The 17,411-nt window shown below is 36.5% G+C and carries 17 protein-coding genes; 14 read left to right on the top strand and 3 right to left on the bottom strand.

The window, feature by feature from the left end; translation table 11 throughout:
- Positions 1–105: 105 nt before the first annotated feature.
- From LL966_RS05615 to LL966_RS05580, 8 genes are all read left to right on the top strand, one after another.
- Complete coding sequence (locus LL966_RS05615) at positions 106–1,824, top strand: FAD/NAD(P)-binding protein (RefSeq protein ID WP_229351076.1); 1,719 nt, start codon at positions 106–108, stop codon at positions 1,822–1,824.
- Between the two features lie 108 nt (positions 1,825–1,932).
- Positions 1,933–3,069, top strand: coding sequence for a Gfo/Idh/MocA family protein (locus LL966_RS05610; protein WP_229351074.1), 1,137 nt, complete (start codon positions 1,933–1,935; stop codon positions 3,067–3,069).
- 121 nt (positions 3,070–3,190) lie between these two features.
- A complete protein-coding gene (locus tag LL966_RS05605; RefSeq protein ID WP_229351073.1) occupies positions 3,191–3,493 on the top strand; it encodes a hypothetical protein in 303 nt (100 codons plus the stop codon).
- A 348-nt stretch (positions 3,494–3,841) separates the two neighbouring features.
- Positions 3,842–4,669 carry an STAS domain-containing protein gene (locus LL966_RS05600; protein WP_229351071.1) on the top strand — a complete coding sequence of 276 codons (828 nt, stop codon included), beginning with the start codon at positions 3,842–3,844 and terminating at the stop codon, positions 4,667–4,669.
- Between the two features lie 20 nt (positions 4,670–4,689).
- The gene (locus LL966_RS05595) at positions 4,690–5,088 is read left to right on the top strand and encodes an STAS domain-containing protein (protein ID WP_229351069.1); all 399 of its coding nucleotides are present in this window, start codon (positions 4,690–4,692) and stop codon (positions 5,086–5,088) included.
- A complete protein-coding gene (locus LL966_RS05590; RefSeq protein WP_229351067.1) occupies positions 5,069–5,482 on the top strand; it encodes an anti-sigma regulatory factor in 414 nt (137 codons plus the stop codon). The genes LL966_RS05595 and LL966_RS05590 overlap by 20 nt, the downstream gene beginning before the upstream one ends.
- Positions 5,475–6,488 (top strand): SpoIIE family protein phosphatase, encoded by a 1,014-nt coding sequence (locus tag LL966_RS05585; protein WP_229351065.1) that lies wholly within the window; start codon positions 5,475–5,477, stop codon positions 6,486–6,488. Before LL966_RS05590 ends, LL966_RS05585 begins: the two co-directional genes overlap by 8 nt.
- 6 nt (positions 6,489–6,494) lie before the next feature.
- Entirely contained in the window at positions 6,495–8,123 is a 1,629-nt protein-coding gene (locus LL966_RS05580; RefSeq protein WP_229351063.1) for a sensor histidine kinase, read from the top strand.
- Between the two features lie 899 nt (positions 8,124–9,022).
- Here the strand turns inward: LL966_RS05580 and LL966_RS05575 are convergent.
- Positions 9,023–9,652, bottom strand: a complete 630-nt coding sequence (locus LL966_RS05575; RefSeq protein ID WP_229351062.1) for a nitroreductase family protein — start codon at positions 9,650–9,652, stop codon at positions 9,023–9,025.
- A gap of 267 nt (positions 9,653–9,919) precedes the next feature.
- Here LL966_RS05575 and LL966_RS05570 point away from each other — a divergent pair, with 267 nt between their 5' ends.
- The 4 genes from LL966_RS05570 (at position 9,920) to LL966_RS05555 (ending at position 13,754) form a co-directional block, all read left to right on the top strand.
- Complete coding sequence (locus LL966_RS05570; protein WP_229351060.1) at positions 9,920–10,972, top strand: DUF1852 domain-containing protein; 1,053 nt, start codon at positions 9,920–9,922, stop codon at positions 10,970–10,972.
- Between the two features lie 29 nt (positions 10,973–11,001).
- Positions 11,002–12,033: a methionine synthase gene (locus LL966_RS05565; protein ID WP_229351058.1), complete on the top strand. Its 1,032-nt coding sequence runs from the start codon at positions 11,002–11,004 to the stop codon at positions 12,031–12,033.
- A gap of 58 nt (positions 12,034–12,091) precedes the next feature.
- Entirely contained in the window at positions 12,092–13,084 is a 993-nt protein-coding gene (locus LL966_RS05560) for a bile acid:sodium symporter family protein (RefSeq protein ID WP_229351056.1), read from the top strand.
- A gap of 217 nt (positions 13,085–13,301) precedes the next feature.
- The gene (locus LL966_RS05555; RefSeq protein ID WP_095929232.1) at positions 13,302–13,754 is read left to right on the top strand and encodes an Lrp/AsnC family transcriptional regulator; all 453 of its coding nucleotides are present in this window, start codon (positions 13,302–13,304) and stop codon (positions 13,752–13,754) included.
- A gap of 139 nt (positions 13,755–13,893) precedes the next feature.
- Here LL966_RS05555 and LL966_RS05550 read toward each other — a convergent pair whose 3' ends face one another.
- The gene (locus tag LL966_RS05550) at positions 13,894–14,442 is read right to left on the bottom strand and encodes a TetR/AcrR family transcriptional regulator (RefSeq protein ID WP_229351055.1); all 549 of its coding nucleotides are present in this window, start codon (positions 14,440–14,442) and stop codon (positions 13,894–13,896) included.
- A gap of 217 nt (positions 14,443–14,659) precedes the next feature.
- Between LL966_RS05550 and LL966_RS05545 the strand changes: the two genes are divergently transcribed.
- Positions 14,660–15,718: an NAD-dependent epimerase/dehydratase family protein gene (locus LL966_RS05545; RefSeq protein ID WP_229351053.1), complete on the top strand. Its 1,059-nt coding sequence runs from the start codon at positions 14,660–14,662 to the stop codon at positions 15,716–15,718.
- Between the two features lie 19 nt (positions 15,719–15,737).
- Positions 15,738–16,160, top strand: a complete 423-nt coding sequence (locus LL966_RS05540; protein ID WP_229351051.1) for a DUF2141 domain-containing protein — start codon at positions 15,738–15,740, stop codon at positions 16,158–16,160.
- Positions 16,161–16,424: 264 nt separating this feature from the next.
- Here LL966_RS05540 and LL966_RS05535 read toward each other — a convergent pair whose 3' ends face one another.
- Positions 16,425–17,399: an alpha/beta fold hydrolase gene (locus LL966_RS05535; protein ID WP_229351050.1), complete on the bottom strand. Its 975-nt coding sequence runs from the start codon at positions 17,397–17,399 to the stop codon at positions 16,425–16,427.
- Positions 17,400–17,411: the final 12 nt, after the last annotated feature.

Here is a 17,411-nt window from a genome sequence, read left to right as displayed (position 1 = left end):
ATTATATCGCATCAATCTGCTGTCATATAAGTTGCAGGAGTGTAGATCCTTCTTTTAAAGATTTGCCTATTTTCAATACTTATCTGACCTTAATAAAGAAATGCTATGACAGCTGAGAGTAAAAAACGGATTGCAATTATAGGTGGAGGACCAAGCGGGCTTTTTATGTATAAGAGACTAGTGGAATCTGGAAAGAATAATTTTGAAGTGGAAATTTTTGAACGTAAAGCACAGCTTGGTTCTGGAATGCCTTATAGTAGTGAAGGTTCAAATTACGAGCATATTACCAATGTTTCTGGTAATGAGGTACCGGATATTGTCACCCCAATCTCAGAATGGGTGCATAGTGCACCACTGGAACTGCTTGAAAGATTTAAAATTGACCCTCATAAATTTAATGAGTATAAAGTATTTCCGCGACTTTTCTTCGGGGAATACCTTGCTGCGCAATTTGAAATGCTGATCGAAGCGGGATCTAAAGCTGGAATCAGTTCAGAAATACATTTTGAAAGTGTTGTAGCTGACATTAAATACGATTTGAACAGCAATACAGTAGAGCTCCAAACAGCGGAAGGACAGACTAAGATATTTGATTCTGTTGTAATTTGTACAGGACATAACTGGCCGAGAACTCATGAAGGAAAAATACCAGGTTATTATGACGCTCCTTATCCTCCTCAAAAACTAGTGCAAAAGTTTAATCATGCTGTTGCAGTAAAAGGTTCTTCTTTAACAGCAATAGATGCAGTAAGGACTATTGCAAGAAACAATGGTTCATTTCAATCAGACAAGGACGGTAACCTGTTTTTTAATTTATTTCCTGAAAGCAGCGAGTTTAAAATTATGATGCACTCAAGGAGCGGGATGCTTCCTGCAGTACGATTTCATTTAGAAGATTCGCGGCTTCGCAGTGATGCTTTATTGAACAGTGATGAAATAGAGGATCACAGAAAAAATAATAATGGATTTCTGTCACTTGATTTTGTATTTGAAAAAAATTTTAAAGAGATATTCCGTGATAAGGATTATAGTTTTTATGAACGTATCAGAGATTTGTCGATTGAAGAATTCGTCGAAGAAATGATGGAACTCCGGGAGCGTATGGATCCTTTTCAGTTATTAAAAGCGGAATATGCTGAGGCAGCGAAATCAATTAAAAGACACGAATCAGTTTACTGGAAAGAAATGCTTGGCGTTCTTAGTTTTGCTATGAACCATCCTGCAAAATACCTTTCAGCAGAAGACATGCAACGGCTGCAGAAAGTACTCATGCCACTGATTTCTATTGTAATTGCTTTTGTTCCCCAAAAATCTTGTGAAGAACTTCTTGCTCTTCATCATGCAGGTGTGCTTGATCTTATTTCTGTAGGTTCTGATAGTACAGTAGAACCCCAGCTTAATGGTGGAATAGTATATCACTTCAGCGATGATGATGATAAAAAACATGCCGTTTATTATAAAACATTTATTGACTGTATTGGGCAGCCGCACTTGCAATACAATGATTTTCCTTTTAAGAGTCTGCTCTCCCAAAAAGCAATAAGTCCTGCACGTTTAAAATTTAAATGCAGTGAAGCCGGTCATGCTGCTTTTATGCAGAATGAGGATACTGTAAAAAAAGATGAAGCCGGCGATTATTTTATGAATGTTTCAGGTATAGCCATTAATGATAATTTTCAGATTATTGATCAATATGGAGCCTATAATAAGAACCTTTATATCATGGCGGTGCCTTATATTGGAGGACTTAATCCTGATTATTCAGGCTTAGATTTTTGTGAAGCGGCTTCGGAGCGTATCATCAAGAGTATTTTACAGGATTGAGAAATAAACGTATTAATGCTTTGATAATGTGTTGATTAATTGTAATTTAAATCTAATAATAGATGCCGCACACCATAATTTGATCTGCGATACTCAAACAAATAAAACATGAAAAAATACAAAATAGGAATAATTGGCTACGGCGGATTTGGTAAATTTCTGTACCATTGGTGGAACAAAATGGAAGAAGCACAGGTTTCGGCAGTGGCCGATTCAGCAGGTCATTTTAAGAAAACGGATGACTGTAGCTGGTATGAGAACTGGGAAGATCTTCTTAAAGATCCTGAAGTTGAAATTGTGAGCATCGTGACACCTCCGGGCCTCCATGCGCACATGGCTTGTGCAGCCATGCAGGCAGGAAAACATGTACTGCTTGAAAAGCCTGTAGCTGTGACTGTAGAAGAGACCGAAAAAATACTGAAAGTGCAGCGGGAAACCGGCAGGATTATTACCGTTAATCATATGATACGATATAATCCCATTATTCAGGCTTTGATGAGTATAAGCGAAAGTGGTGCCTTTGGACAAATCAGGCATGCTGTCGTGAATAACTATGCACAAGATGAAACTCTTCCCGCTGAACACTGGTTCTGGGATGAGGAATTATCAGGTGGAATTATGGTTGAGCACGGCGTGCATTTTTTTGATATCATTAATGCACTGGGTAGGCAGAAGTATACTAAAGTTGATGGCTGCTGGGATAATCGCAATGAGCTGCAGCGCGATAGAGTAGCAGCGATAGTGAAGTATGATAAGGGACTTATTGCCAGTTTTTATCATGCTTTTTCAGGTCCAGGCTTTTTTGAACAAACCACTATTAATCTTGCTTATGATCTTGCAAGAATTGAAATAGAAGGCTGGATTCCGATGAAAGGAAAAATAAAGGCTTTAGTAAATAAGCAGAACATAGCGCTGTTCAATGCTTTGCCTGGTTGGAAGGAAACAGATGCAGAACCGTTTGAAAATGTAAAAGATGTATCGAGACCCGAGGGTTGGGGAAGCACCGGACAGGAAGACGTGCCCAATATAGAATCTATTTTTGTTGGCGGAAAACCCTATAAAGCCGATACGATGATTTCAGGAAGTTTTGAAATCTCTGGCACAAAAGGAGAGGTGTATGGCAGAAGCGTCCAGCTGATAATACTGGATCTCATCAAAAAAATAGAAAACAAAGACCATCAGCTTACTATTACACTTGAAGACGCCTGTGAGGCTTTGGAAATTGCAGTGCTGGCATCCAAGTAATAGTTAAATTTTTGCGCGTTTAAATCAAAGAAATGACGCTAAGATATTTTTAATCGATTAATAGTTATAAATTAATAAGACAGTGTTCAAACGGACATCATAAATTGTAAATAAGAAAACCATGCATAAACACACCATTATATTCAAAACAGGGCAGTTGCTGCTTCCTGAAGAAACTGATCTTCATTTTGTTACAGACCTGCTGCACGTCGGTCAGCTTGAACTGAATTACATAGGGGGAGCCGCGGCTGTAGACAATAAAAATGCTTCAGAAGCTTCGCTGCTAGTTTTCAATTTTAATACGGATGAGCAGCTGGACTACAGTATGCAGGAATCTGAAATTAACCATATGCTGTCGGAGCTTCTTAAAAATGAGAATCCCAAAATCAGCACAACCGGCAATGACATACAGGTTAGTTTTTAAAAGTATGGTCATGAAAGAAAAGCAGAAAAGAAGAGCAGAATAAAAACAGTATTTTCGGGACTGGAAAACTTTGTAAAGGAAAAGAGAGTTAAACTCGAGAGAGTAGAAGGAAATATCTGCCTGCATATCATAGATATAGATGAATTTGTGGTAATGGCAGACAGTTGCTAAAGTCGTTTTACTGTTGCAAGTTTTCTGGGGCTTCAAAAAGATTTTTATATATATAAAGAAAGGCAGATTAAGAGTTTTTGGAATAAAATATTTCTATTTTGCACGTGTTTTCTGAATATGGGTATTTGGTCACCTTTTATTGTCTATATTTACATGAATATCCAAATATCACATAAGATGCAAAATAACCTCCTTGGAAGCTTGAAAGAGCACCAAAACAAATTACTGACTATATGGTCAGATCTCTTACAAGCAAATGGTTCAACAGATGGGGCCACAGAAGAGGAAGAGTCAAAAGAGTTTACAGCTCTTTTACTGGATGCTTTAGAGCGTTCAAACGGTAATGCAAATTCGCATGAATTTGAAAAAGTCCATGACCTGCTGATCGGAATTTCAAGTTCGAGAGGAAGACGTGGTTTTTCTCCTCGGGAAAATGCCCAGTATCTTATTGCTTTTAAGGAAGCAGCATCCAAAATTCTTTCTGAAATAGAGTCGGATCCTTCGAATTTGTACAGTGCTAATTTACAGCTCAGCACTATTTTAGATAATATGACTATATTGACTTTCGAATCATATATGAAGGGACGTGAAGACGTGATTTCCAGACAGATTGATGAGATCAGTGAAATTTCAACTCCAGTTATCCGTGTTTGGGATGGTGTCGTAGCGTTGCCAATTATTGGGACACTGGACAGTTCTAGAACACAGGTAGTTATGGAAAATCTTTTACAGCAGATTGTGGATACGGGAAGTTCTATAGCTATTCTTGACATTTCGGGAGTACCTGCGGTAGACTCTCTGGTAGCACAGCATCTTATAAAAACAGTCAGTGCAACAAGATTAATGGGGGCAGAATGTATCATCAGCGGTATCCGTCCTGAAATTGCACAGACCGTAGTGCATTTGGGAATAGATCTTACAGGAATTATAACTAAAGCTTCACTTGCAAGTGCTCTTCAGACAGCTTTTGATATGCTTCAGCTTACGGTGGTGAAGAGAAAATAACGAATTAAGATTTATTTGACATGGAAAGAATTCCAATACTTAAGATGGGAGATTTTCTGCTGGTTACCATACAGGTAGATTTGTATGATCAGCTGGCTGAAAATCTGGAATCTGATTTGATAAATACTATTAACAAGCATAATTCTAAAGGGGTCCTGATTGATATATCAGCAGTTTCTATTATTGATTCTTTTATGGGTCGTATTTTAGGGAATATAGCAGTAATGTCAAAAATTATGGATGCACAGACAGTTGTAGTAGGCATGCAGCCTGCAGTAGCTATTACGCTGGTTGAGCTGGGATTATCCTTAAATGGTGTTATAAGTGCCTTGAATGTTGAAAAAGGGATGGATTTGCTTCGCGCGAAAATGTACAATGGCGATAACGAGGAGCAGGTGTATGACAACAGCAACCAATAAAGAAGAACTGTTTATAGTAAAAGAGCAGGATGTTGTTCCTCTGCGCAACCGCGTAAAGGATTACGGCGTCAGGATCGGCATGAGTATTTTAAACCAGACCAAACTAATTACGGCCACAAGCGAACTCGTCCGCAATCTTTTAAAATATGGAGGAGGAGGAAAGGTTATAATAGAATCTGTAAACAATGGCCGTGACAATGGCGTGCGCGTTACTTTTATTGATAAGGGTCCAGGTATAAAAGATGTTGCAATGGCCATGCAGGACGGTTACAGTACCGGAAAGAGTCTTGGACTAGGACTGCCCGGCACAAAGAGACTCGTAAATGAATTTGATATACAAACTGAATTAGGAAACGGTACTACGGTTACTATAATAAAATGGAAAAATGGATAATACTTTTTCCGTTTACAGGATTGATGACAGGAGTTTGATACCTTTTATAAAAAGAGAGATCCATAATTTAGCTCTTCACTTAGGTTTTACACCCCACAGGGCCGCAGAAACTGATATAATCATAGCGGAACTTACATCTAATCTTATTAAATACGCAGGCGGGGGAGATCTGCTGTATAGATCTAATCACAACGGAAACTGCAACGAAATCGAGATATACTGCCTTGATAAAGGAGTAGGTATTGAAAATACTGCCAGAATCATGAATGACGGCTACTCAACCTCCAGCACACTTGGGCAGGGAATTGGTGCTATAAAAAGATTAAGCAACGATTTTCAGATTTATTCCATGAAAGGTTGGGGAACAGTGCAGTATATTAAAATTTGCGATAAGTCGGAAATATCTATCCCATCTTCCGTCACAGGATTAGATCTCTCTGCTTTAAGTGTAAATTATCCAGGGGAACGATTGTGCGGAGATGGATATCATGTCAAATATTTGAGGAACGGTTTTCAGATTTTTACCGGAGACGGACTTGGTCATGGTATGCATGCACACGAGGCGGTTCAACAGTCAATTAGAGCCTTTAAGCAGTGTACTGAAAAAAATCCTGCGGCAGTTTTAAGGTATGTTCATGAACACGTAAAAAAAAGCAGGGGCTTGGTTGCTACCGTTGCCTGTGTAGATTATGAAACAGAAAGCTGGAATATCTGCGGCATAGGTAATATTAATACACGAATTTATAATGGACTTGAGAACAAAACATATACCGCTTACAATGGGATTGTAGGCCATAATATACCGCGTACCTTAAACAGTACTTCTATTCCATATCAAAAACATCAGATAATTGTTATGCACAGTGACGGTCTCCGCACTAGATGGAATTTAAGCGATCTCTCTTCTATAATTAAACAAAGTCCTGGCATCATTGCCTCTGCTTTGTATAAAGACAATGTGAGAGGAACTGATGATGCTACAATTTTGGTTGGAAAAATAATTTAACGGTAAATGAAAGAAATTGTAAAAATCAATCTTGACAATGAAATGGATCTCATACTGGCCCATAAGCGTTCAATGAAAATAGCTGAAATGTGCGGTATGCCTCTGCCTGCCCAAACCCGTTTTTCAACAGCAGTTTCAGAAGTGTCAAGGTGCTCCATAGCTCATGGAAAAAATTCTGTTTTAGTACTGGGAATTAATGTTATAAAGCTGAACCAAAAGGAAATACTCGCGGTGCTTAGCGATTCAGTTGACCTGAAAAAATGCAATCCTGAAGCATATAAATATGCTGCCAAAATTTCGGGAAATATAGATTATAATTACACTCATAAACAGTTTGTCACCACACTGAGTCACCAGGTGCCATCACCTGGACTTCTCTCAGATGCAAAAATTAAGACCTTGGCTGATTACTTTAAATACGAGCCACCTATATCTGCATACGACGAGATCAGAAAAAAGAATATAGAGCTTGTTACTCTTTCTGAAAAGCTGGGAGAAAGTGAAAACCGTTACCGAAAACTTGTGGATACTATTCCGGTTTTAATATGTATCGTGAACGACCGCAACAGCGTGGTGCTTTCAAATAATGCACTTGAAAGCTTTTTAACTGCACCCTTTATTATTTTTGACAAAAAAAACATCAGTACTTTTATACATAATGACGATGTATCTCTTTTAATTGAAGGCTGGGCTAAAGCGAAAAAGGACAGGAAGGATTTCTGGGCAGAAATCCGAATTAAAAAAGACGATTCATACATCTGGCATAATGTATCAATTATGCCTAATAAAGCAGAAGATGGTTCAATTAACAGCTGGCTGATTTATTTTGTAAATAACAATGCTCAGAAAATGATTGTTGAAGCTCTCAAAGACAATTCCGAGTTAAAAGAAATTCAGCATGAGCTGCAGGATACCAATTCAAAGCTTAAATTTAAAAATAAGGAACTTGAGCAGTTTGCTTTCATAGCAAGTCATGATTTACAAGAACCCCTTCGAAAGATTATGATTATGCTTTCCAGGGCAGCAGAACATCTTACAGAGGAACAGAAAACACTATACTATTTTGATAAAATAAGTTCTTCTGCGGGCAGATTATCCAATTTAATTTCGGATGTGCTTAATTATTCAAGAATTAATAATTATGAAAAATTTGTATCAAAAGTAGATCTTAACGATGTTGTTATGCAGACCCTGGATGATTTAAGCATGATAATCGAAGAGAAAAATGCTGTTGTCAATGTCAGCTCACTGCCTACAGTTAATGGACTGGAAGCTCAACTTCGACAGCTGTTTTACAATTTGATAAATAATGGTTTAAAATTCAACACTTCAGTGCCCTCTATAACCATTGCATGCCGGGAAATTTCGGAGCTTAGCGACCGTTCTTTTGATTCAGATGCTCCTTCAGGAAATTTTAATTTAATCTCTATAACAGATAATGGTATTGGTATGTCTGATGAGTATTCCGACCGTATATTCAATATGTTCCAAAGGTTGCACCAGAGAGATCAGTACGGGGGTAACGGGATAGGTCTTGCCTTGTGCAGACGGATTATTGAGAATCACAACGGTGTCATTAACTTTACAAGTTTTCCAGATCAAGGGACGACTTTTTGGATTTACCTCCCTAAATAAAATACATTAAACTAACTAAACGCTGATTTGTAATTTTAAATAGAGCTTTCAGACTGTTTTAATGGAAGTATAATTATAAATTCAGTTCCATTCTCCTTATGATATTCCCTTCCGAGTCACGGAGTGGGATAAAGCTGTAATTGAAGTAATACACTTTATTTTCGCCATCTTTTACAAGATCAACCCTTTTATTTTTAGTATGAAAAGGTATACCTGTCTTTAAAGCACCATAATGTTTCATCTAAAATTTGATGCTTTTGAATTTCGGGAAGGATTTCAAGATATTTTTTACCTATTACATCACTGCCTTTTCCCTAGGTCTGAATCATAGATGAGTTCGCGAATTCAATAATTAATTCTTCACTCAAATATACTGCAATTGTGGAAGGGGTTATTTTCTGCAATATCCTTTTAAGAAAAGTAATTTGTCTTTCACAGCGATGTTTATTTTACGTTTTTTTCTAAATCATAAAAATAATCACGCCAAAGTAGCATAAAGAATTTATTAAAATTATATAATTAGTAGTGTTATTACTAAAACATCCATTAAAAATGAGTCTTTTTTTTCAAATGGAAAATCATTAAAGACTTTTCATTTACATTGTAATTATTTTAGGCTCAAATTTTTATCTGATTGAAAATTTTTTAAATTATTAAATAGGCACTTTGTATCTAGTCTGTAAGCATATAATAGTATCTAACTCTTAATTTTGAAACAGCTTTTATTATTGAATAAAATCGGTTAAATGTCGCGAAGATGGTATAAAGCTCTAAATTAATAATTTAGAGCTTTTCTGTTGTGACCTTGACAACACAAATTTCAACATCTTTTATAGATGATTTGAAGATATTGACTTAATGTAGTTTCTGTCTTTTATTGGTTTTGTAAATTAATACTATTAGTAAATTTTCGTTATCATTTCATCTATAGGCAAACGAACTTTTTTCGTAGCCGCCATATAGTCTTTTTCCGAATCCCGATATCCTAAAGCGAGGATAACTGTAGAATGCAGCCCTTTTTCTTTCAAACCCAAAACCTCGTCGATAGTGGCGGCATTAAATCCTTCGATAGGAGTGGCATCTACTTTCAATTCTGCCGCAGCAATAAGCGCTGTTCCTAGAGCAATATAAGCCTGTTTGGCCGCCCAATGGGCTTTTTGTTCTGCGTTAATAGTGCTGAAATAGGAATGCAGTCCATTTCTAAATCCTGATAAGGCACCAGCGTCAAGGCCTCTTTGCTTTTCTGTCATTGCCATGTAATCGTCAATGTAAGTCGAAGACATGTCAGTTAATGCGGCAAAAACCAACAAATGAGAGCAAGAACTAATCTGTCCATTATAGGAATCAGCACCTAATTTTTTTTGAATTTCCGGATTGCTTACAACAAAAACACGGTAAGATTGCAGACCGCAAGAAGATGCTGAAAGATTTATAGCCTCTAAGATCTGATCGACTTTCTCTTCTGTTACTTTAATGTTACTGTAAGCTTTTGTGGCGTAGCGCCATTTTAAATTTTCTATCAAATTCATTGCTATGTCTGTCTTAATTTTTGGCAAATATAAATGATATTGTTTTCTTTTTCGAGTTTTTAAAGCGCTCTGGGAATCTCCAAGTCAATCATAATAGGCCACCGAAGAATATTTATCTGTTTTTCTTGATTATTACATTTGTTTATAGATTAATAATCCTTAAAGATACACTTTAAAAGAATAATTAACTGAATTTATGTATAAATAAAAATATTTAATCTTTTATATTCAAATTTGCAGGGTAAAAAAACTAAACAGTATCATCAGATGAAAGCGAATATACAAGAAGATAGGGGAGTAAACGAAAAGCAAAATATTGAAAATATCCAGAATACAATTCAGAATGATTTTACATTCACACTAAAGAGCACTTGTTTAGATGAAAATTATCACCCTTCAAGCAAAACGCGTTTGACAACCAATTTTGCAAACTTGGCCAGAGGAGCTAGTCGCCAGCAAAACTTACGCAATGCCTTAAATATGATTAACAATCGATTCAATGCATTGGCTCATTTGGATAATCCAATAGGGGATCGTTACCTTGTAGAACTTGAAATCATCACAGTAACAATGAGTATTGATGATAAGAATGGTAGTAACGATCTGCCGATGATTGAAGTTTTAAAAACGAATATTATTGATCGTAAGACTAGCCAGCAAATAGAAGGTATTGCTGGAAATAATTATTCCTCTTATGTACGTGATTATGATTTCAGTATTTTATTGATCGAGCACAATAAAAATAAATCTAATTTTTCTATTCCTGAAAATTTTGGTGATTTACACGGAAAACTTTATAAGTGCTTTGTGAATTCAGCGACTTATAAAGAGCACTTTAAGATGTCACCGATCATTTGTCTAAGTGTATCGAGCAACAAAACGTATACTCGTACAGAGTATCAGCATCCGGTTCTGGGTTTTGAGTATCTGCAGGATCAGTATTCTATCACTGATGAATATTTCTCTAAAATGGGCTTAAAAGTTCGTTTTTTCATGCCTGCGAATAGTGTGGCACCGATGGCTTTTTATCATTCCGGAGATCTGCTTGCTGATTATACTGATCTTGGACTAATCAGCTCAATTAGCACGATGGAGACTTTCCAGAAGATTTATCGCCCTGAAATTTACAATGCAAATTCAGTGGCCGGGAAAATCTATCAACCTACTCTTAAACATGAAGATTATTCACTGACTCGCGTGGATTATGACCGCGAAGAGCGCAGCCGACTGGCTGTTGAACAGGGTAAATATGCAGAGGAGCATTTCATTAAGCCTTACAAAAGTCTCCTGGAACAATGGTCTGCTAATTTTACCCTTTAATTATTACTACGCATTAAAATTATACTATTATGAAGAAATTATTATTACCCACCTCTATTGTTGGAAGTTTACCTAAACCTGCCTGGCTTGCACCACCCGAAAAACTTTGGTCACCATGGAAATTAGAAGGTGATCAGCTAGTTGAAGGGAAACAAGATGCTTTACGCATTTCGCTGCAGGAACAACAATTGGCAGATCTGGATATCATTTGTGATGGCGAGCAGACACGCCAGCATTTTGTAACGACTTTTATCGAACATTTAAGCGGTGTAGATTTTGAAAATCGTAAAACGGTAAAAATCCGTAACCGTTATGATGCGAGTGTTCCAGTGGTTGTAGGTGAGGTGGCACGTCAAAAAGCAGTTTTTGTTGAAGATGCTAAATTTTTACGTAAACAGACTAATAAGCCTATAAAATGGGCATTGCCAGGCCCTCTGACAATGGTAGATACTTTGTACGATGACCATTATAAAAGCCGTGAAAAATTGGCGTGGGAATTTGCGAAAGCACTCAATGAAGAAGCAAGAGAACTTCAAGACGCAGGGGTAGATATTATCCAGTTTGACGAACCTGCATTTAATGTGTTCTTTGATGAAGTAAACGATTGGGGAATGGCAGCATTAGAAAGAGCTATTGAAGGTTTACACTCCCAGACTGCGGTTCATATTTGCTATGGTTATGGAATACAGGCAAATACTGATTGGAAAAAGACATTAGGTTCTGAGTGGCGACAATACGAAGAAATTTTTCCGAAAATTCAAAAATCTAAAATTGATGTGGTGTCTTTAGAATGTCACAACTCCAATGTGCCTTTAGATTTAATGGAACTTGTTCGAGGTAAAAAAGTAATGGTTGGTGCTATTGATGTGGCAACCAACACTATCGAAACGCCAGAAGAAGTAGCTGCTACCCTGCGTAAAGCTCTTGAGTTTGTAGATGCCGAAAATCTGTATCCTTCTACAAACTGTGGCATGGCCCCGTTATCTCGAAACATAGCCAGAGGCAAGTTAAGTGCTTTAAGCGCAGGAGCAGAAATTATACGCAAAGAACTTGGGATTTAGTCTCAATATATTAATAATGGAGTCCATGCCTCCGCGGAAGAATAATATTTAAAACACATTGAAGAAATTATTAGAAGTATTAAAAAAAGCAGGTTTCGACGGTTTCCTGTTAATGATAGCCACCATGATTCTGATGGCTTATTTTTTGCCACAGCCAGGCATGGTCAAAGAACCTGTTTCGCTGGAGGAGATTGCCAATGCTGGGGTTTCCTTTATTTTCTTGTTTTATGGCATGCGACTGAGTGTTGAGAAACTAAAAGCTGGACTTTCCAATTGGAAAATGCACATTGTCGTCCAGTTGACCACCTTTTTATTTTTTCCGCTCATTGTTTTGGCATTTCGCCCGTTGTTTGTCAATAACGGCTTCGAACTGCTTTGGCTGGGGGTATTTTTTCTGGCAGCATTACCGTCTACAGTTTCCTCTTCGGTGGTCATGGTTTCCATCGCCAAGGGAAACATTCCCGCAGCCATTTTTAATGCAAGCATTTCCAGTTTAATCGGAGTAGTGGTTACGCCGCTCTGGGTTGGGCTATTTATAGCTTCTGCGACAGGCGATTTTGATGTTACTCAAATCGTCATAAAGTTGATTCTACAAGTCTTGTTGCCTGTCATCATTGGCATATGCCTTAATTCCCGTTTCGGCGCCTTTGCCGAAAAATACAAGAAACAGCTCAAATATTTCGATCAGGCAGTTATTCTAACGATTATTTACACGTCGTTTTGCAAGTCATTTTCCGAACATCTTTTTGAAGGCTTCACCGCCCTTGAACTTGCCGGACTCGCTGCAGGAATGATGGCGTTGTTTTTTGCCGTATTCTTTTGTGTCGGACTACTCAGCCGCATGCTTGGTTTTTCAGATGAAGACCGTATTACGGTCTTATTCTGCGGGTCTAAAAAGTCATTGGTACACGGCACCGTTATGTCAAAAGTACTTTTTCAGCATAGTACTATCACCGGTATTGTATTACTGCCGCTCATGCTTTATCATGCCTTGCAATTGATTGCCGCCAGTATCATTGCTCAGAGTATGGCTCGACGAAAAGAAGTATAATTTATTTATAGCTTGACCCTTTATCTTTTTTCGATAAAAGGCACCAAGGATAACGCTCCCTGCTATAAAATAATGTCTTTTAGATTTTTATACTGTGAAGATAAGCGCTGCAGTATGTTATGTTTTTTACTTCGGTAAAATAAGATTTTTGTATTGTTTTTGGTTATATTTGAAGAATTTTATTCTGTATTAGAAATAAATTAAACCAAAATATTCTATGGAACAAATAGACGATATTGATCTTCAGTTATTAAATATACTACACGATAATTCCAAATACACTGTAAAAGAACTTGCTAAGATGGTAAATCTTTCGGCATCGCCTGTTTTTGAGCGGATTAAAAGATTAGAGAACAGCGGTTATATTAAAAAATATATAGCCTTGTTAGATGCGGAAAAACTAAATAGAGGTTTCATTGTTTTCTGTAATATCAAACTTAAACAGCACGATCGTAATATTGGGAATCAGTTTGTTAGTGATATTATGAAAATAGAAGAAGTGGTGGAATGTTACAATATATCAGGTGATTACGATTTTTTAATGAAAGTATCTGCCAAAGATATGAAGCATTATCAGGATTTTGTGTTTAATAAATTGGGATCAGTTGAAAGTATAGGAAGTACCCAAAGTACCTTTGTTATGTCGGAGATTAAAAATTTGTACGGATAGTTCCGCGATGTTTTATTATTTGAAATTGGCAAACTTTTTTTATCTGTTGTGTACATTTTTTCCTAAAACAAGAACTTAATTTCGTCAATGTTCTGCTTTTTCAAATTAAGTAGAAGCAAAAATTATTTTGGAAATGCGATTACAATTTATTGAGTTTATTTACCAGATAACTTATTATTTGTGCAATACTTTCAGCAGGAATTGAGAAATCATTTTCGATCCAATTTTTGATTACAGCAATACTTCCTTTTTCACCAAATTGGTATGCCATTTCAGCAAAAGGCTTTACTTCGGCAGTAAGTTCTATTTGGTTTTCAACTGGAAAATTATTCCGAACACTTCTCAGGATTCGCGAAAGAATTCCGCTTCCATCCGCTTTGGTAAACACAATTTTACTCATCTGTTTATCGCTTTCCAGTAACTGGCAGCTGAGCAGTATCACATCATCCATATTGGTGCTTTTACGCAAAACCGCTGAGAGTTTTTCAAAAACATCATCTTCTATTTCAAGCAGTATATCCATCGGAATATGATAATGTCGATAAAATGTATTGCGGTTGACATCGGCAGTTTTACAAAGTTCGGTTATGGTAATTTCGCTCAATTCCTTCTCGTTCAATAAACTAAATAGTGCCTCATGCAATATTTTTTTAGTATACTGAACTCTTCTGTCTTTTCTTAAATCCATCACAAATTATTTTATATATGCTACAAAAGCATTAGTCTTTGTTCGCTAATGTACAATAACATCCTTTTTTGAAACAGCAAATACATTCGTCCTTACTAGTTTTACGTAGTAATCAAAAAGGAACACAACGTTAAATATTGAACATATTGTATAACAAATATAGCTTTTTCATCAAAATTTAAATGGATTGAAAAGGACAAATGATAAATTAAAAAAAATGGAAAATAAGATATCACGAAAAAAAATACTGCTCACCGGTGCATCTGGAACTGTAGGAATTGAAACCTTGCAGCATCTGCTTGAGCATACGGATTATGAAATAACGGTTTTTGATCTAAAAAACCAAAATTCGGTAAAAAAACTGGCTCCCTTTCGATCTCGTGTAGAGATTATGTATGGCGATATCAGCAATCGACAAGAAGTGCTAAAAGTTGCGCAAAATAAGGATGTAGCTATCCATTTGGCAGCTGTCATTCCACCTCTTGCAGATATAGATCCAGAGATGGCTTACAGTGTAAATGTGAGAGGGACCGAAAATCTTATTAATGCTTTAGAGAAGAACTCACCAGATTGTTATTTGATTTTTAGTTCCAGTATTTCAGTTTATGGTGATCGAATGAAGAATCCGCAGATATGTATCACTGATATTTTGCAACCCAGTCCAGGAGATCAGTATGGAGAAACAAAGGTATTGTGTGAATCCTTGATTAGGAAATCTAAATTATCATGGAGTATTTTTCGTCTGGCTGCCATTATGGGGAATCATAAAATATCCAAATTGATGTTTCACATGCCGCTGGATACGCCAATGGAAATCTGTACGCCAAAAGATACGGGTAGAGCTTTTGCTAAAGCAATTGAAAACCAAAAAAAACTAGAGAAGCAAATATTCAATTTGGGAGGAGGAGCGGATTGTGTTATTACTTATGCATCTTTTCTAGACAAAATGTTTGCTGAATTTGGCTTAGGCGAAGCTGATTTTCCACAAAAGGCTTTTGCAGAGAAAAATTTTCACTGCGGGATTTTAAAAGATGGTGAAGATTTAGATAATATTCTGGGTTTTCGACAGCAAAATTTGAACGATTATTTCGAGATGGTCCGCAAGAAAATTCATCCTCTCCAAAAAAAAATTACCTTCATTTTTAAAAGTATTATAAAAAAATGGCTGCTCTCACAGTCAGAACCCTACCAAGCGTTTAAAAAAGGGAATGTTAAAAAAATGAATCATTTTTTTAACCAATTGGAGAAAGAGAAGCTAGAAAATGTTCTATTTTAAATCCTAAATAATATAAGTTATGAAAATTAAAATGATAAGCTTGATAGTACTTTTAACAGTTAATTCGGCATTGTTTGCACAACATAATTTCAGCGTTGAAGTATCGGGCGTAGAACCCGGCAAAGGACCTGTTTTTTTCGGATTGTACGATAAAGAGAAAGGTTTTCTTGATAATGAGTCACAGATTGCCACCGCAAAAGTAAAAGCTACAGAAAATAAAGTGGTCTACACGTTCAAAAACCTACCAGATGGCGATTATGCCATTGCTGTTTATCAAGACTTGAATAATAACGGAAAATGTGATAAAAATATGATTGGTTACCCGACAGAAGGATTTGGATTTTCTCAAAATTATAAACCAAGACTCTCAGCACCTAGTTTTGATCAGGTGAAAATTGCAATTAACCAGTATGCTAAAATCAATATTGTATTGATTAAATAGAAGACCCTTGCTGAGTTATGGGAATTACATAATGTTACACTCTGCTTATCATGTCTCCAGTATTTTGGTTCAGATGTCCTGTTGAGGATTGATGTAAATTCGTATTTAATTTTTTATAAGAGAGCAGGATTCGAATCTTAAGCTTGAAACCCTCGTATTACATTCGTTTTTTTTGTAAACTAAATTGAAACTCTATCAGGTTCAATTTTACATTAAAAAAAATAGCGGTCTTTTACAACCGCTATTTTAAAATATTTAGCCTAATTATTTAGGAAGTTTGGAAAGAAATAACAATATGTCAGCTCCAATTTCTTTATAATGAGTTTCAAGGGCAAAATGACCAGTTTTATAAAATTTTACAGAAGCATTTGGGTTATCACGTTTATAAGCTTCTGCTCCCGCTGGAAGAAAATAAGGATCCTGACTGCCCCAAACAGCTAACATCATAGGTTTTTGATCTCTAAAATAAGTTTGAAATTTAGGATACAGCGCTACATTAGTTCTGTAATCTTTTAATAAATCAAGCTGTATTTCAATATTTCCCGGGCGATCCAGAAAATGCTGATCTAATGTGTACGTTTCAGGTGCAATAAGCGAAGCATCTGAAGCGCCTTCATGATACTGAAACCAGGTAGATTCTTTAGAAACAAAATCCTTTAGTGCGTCTCTGTTTACCTGCGAAGCATCTTTCCAGTATTTTTGGATAGGATTCCAGCCTGTACTTAATCCTTCTTCGTAAGCATTTCCGTTTTGTGATATGATTCCGGTAATTTTTTCCGGATTAGCAAGAGCAAGCCTGTATCCGGTTGGTGCGCCATAATCGAATACATAAACAGCAAAACGTTTTAGTCCGAGTTTATCAATAAATCCCTGCATAGTGTTAGCCAGATTATCAAAAGTATATTCAAACTTAAGATGATCGGGTGCATCCGAAAAACCAAAGCCGGGAAGATCTGGAGCTATTACATGATATTTTTTACTTAGGATAGGAATAAGATTTCTAAACATGTGAGACGATGTAGGATAACCATGCAGTAATAATACCGTTGGAGCATCTTTAGCTCCAGCTTCACGATAGAATATATTTAGTCCGTTGATCTTAATCTTGTTGTAGTGGTCGGGATGAATTTCAATGTTTTCTTTGACAGGTAAAGTATTCTTTACTTGTGCTTTTGCAGTTGTTTGTTGAAGCATAATTGCAGCTAGAATTAGAGTTAATAATTTAATTGTGTTTTTCATGTTTTCAATTGT

This window comes from Flavobacterium chungbukense, from assembly GCF_020805785.1.
Lineage (GTDB): Bacteria > Bacteroidota > Bacteroidia > Flavobacteriales > Flavobacteriaceae > Flavobacterium > Flavobacterium chungbukense.
The sequence above is the reverse complement of the archived record's forward strand: the minus strand, read 5'-3'. Positions and strand labels throughout refer to the sequence as shown.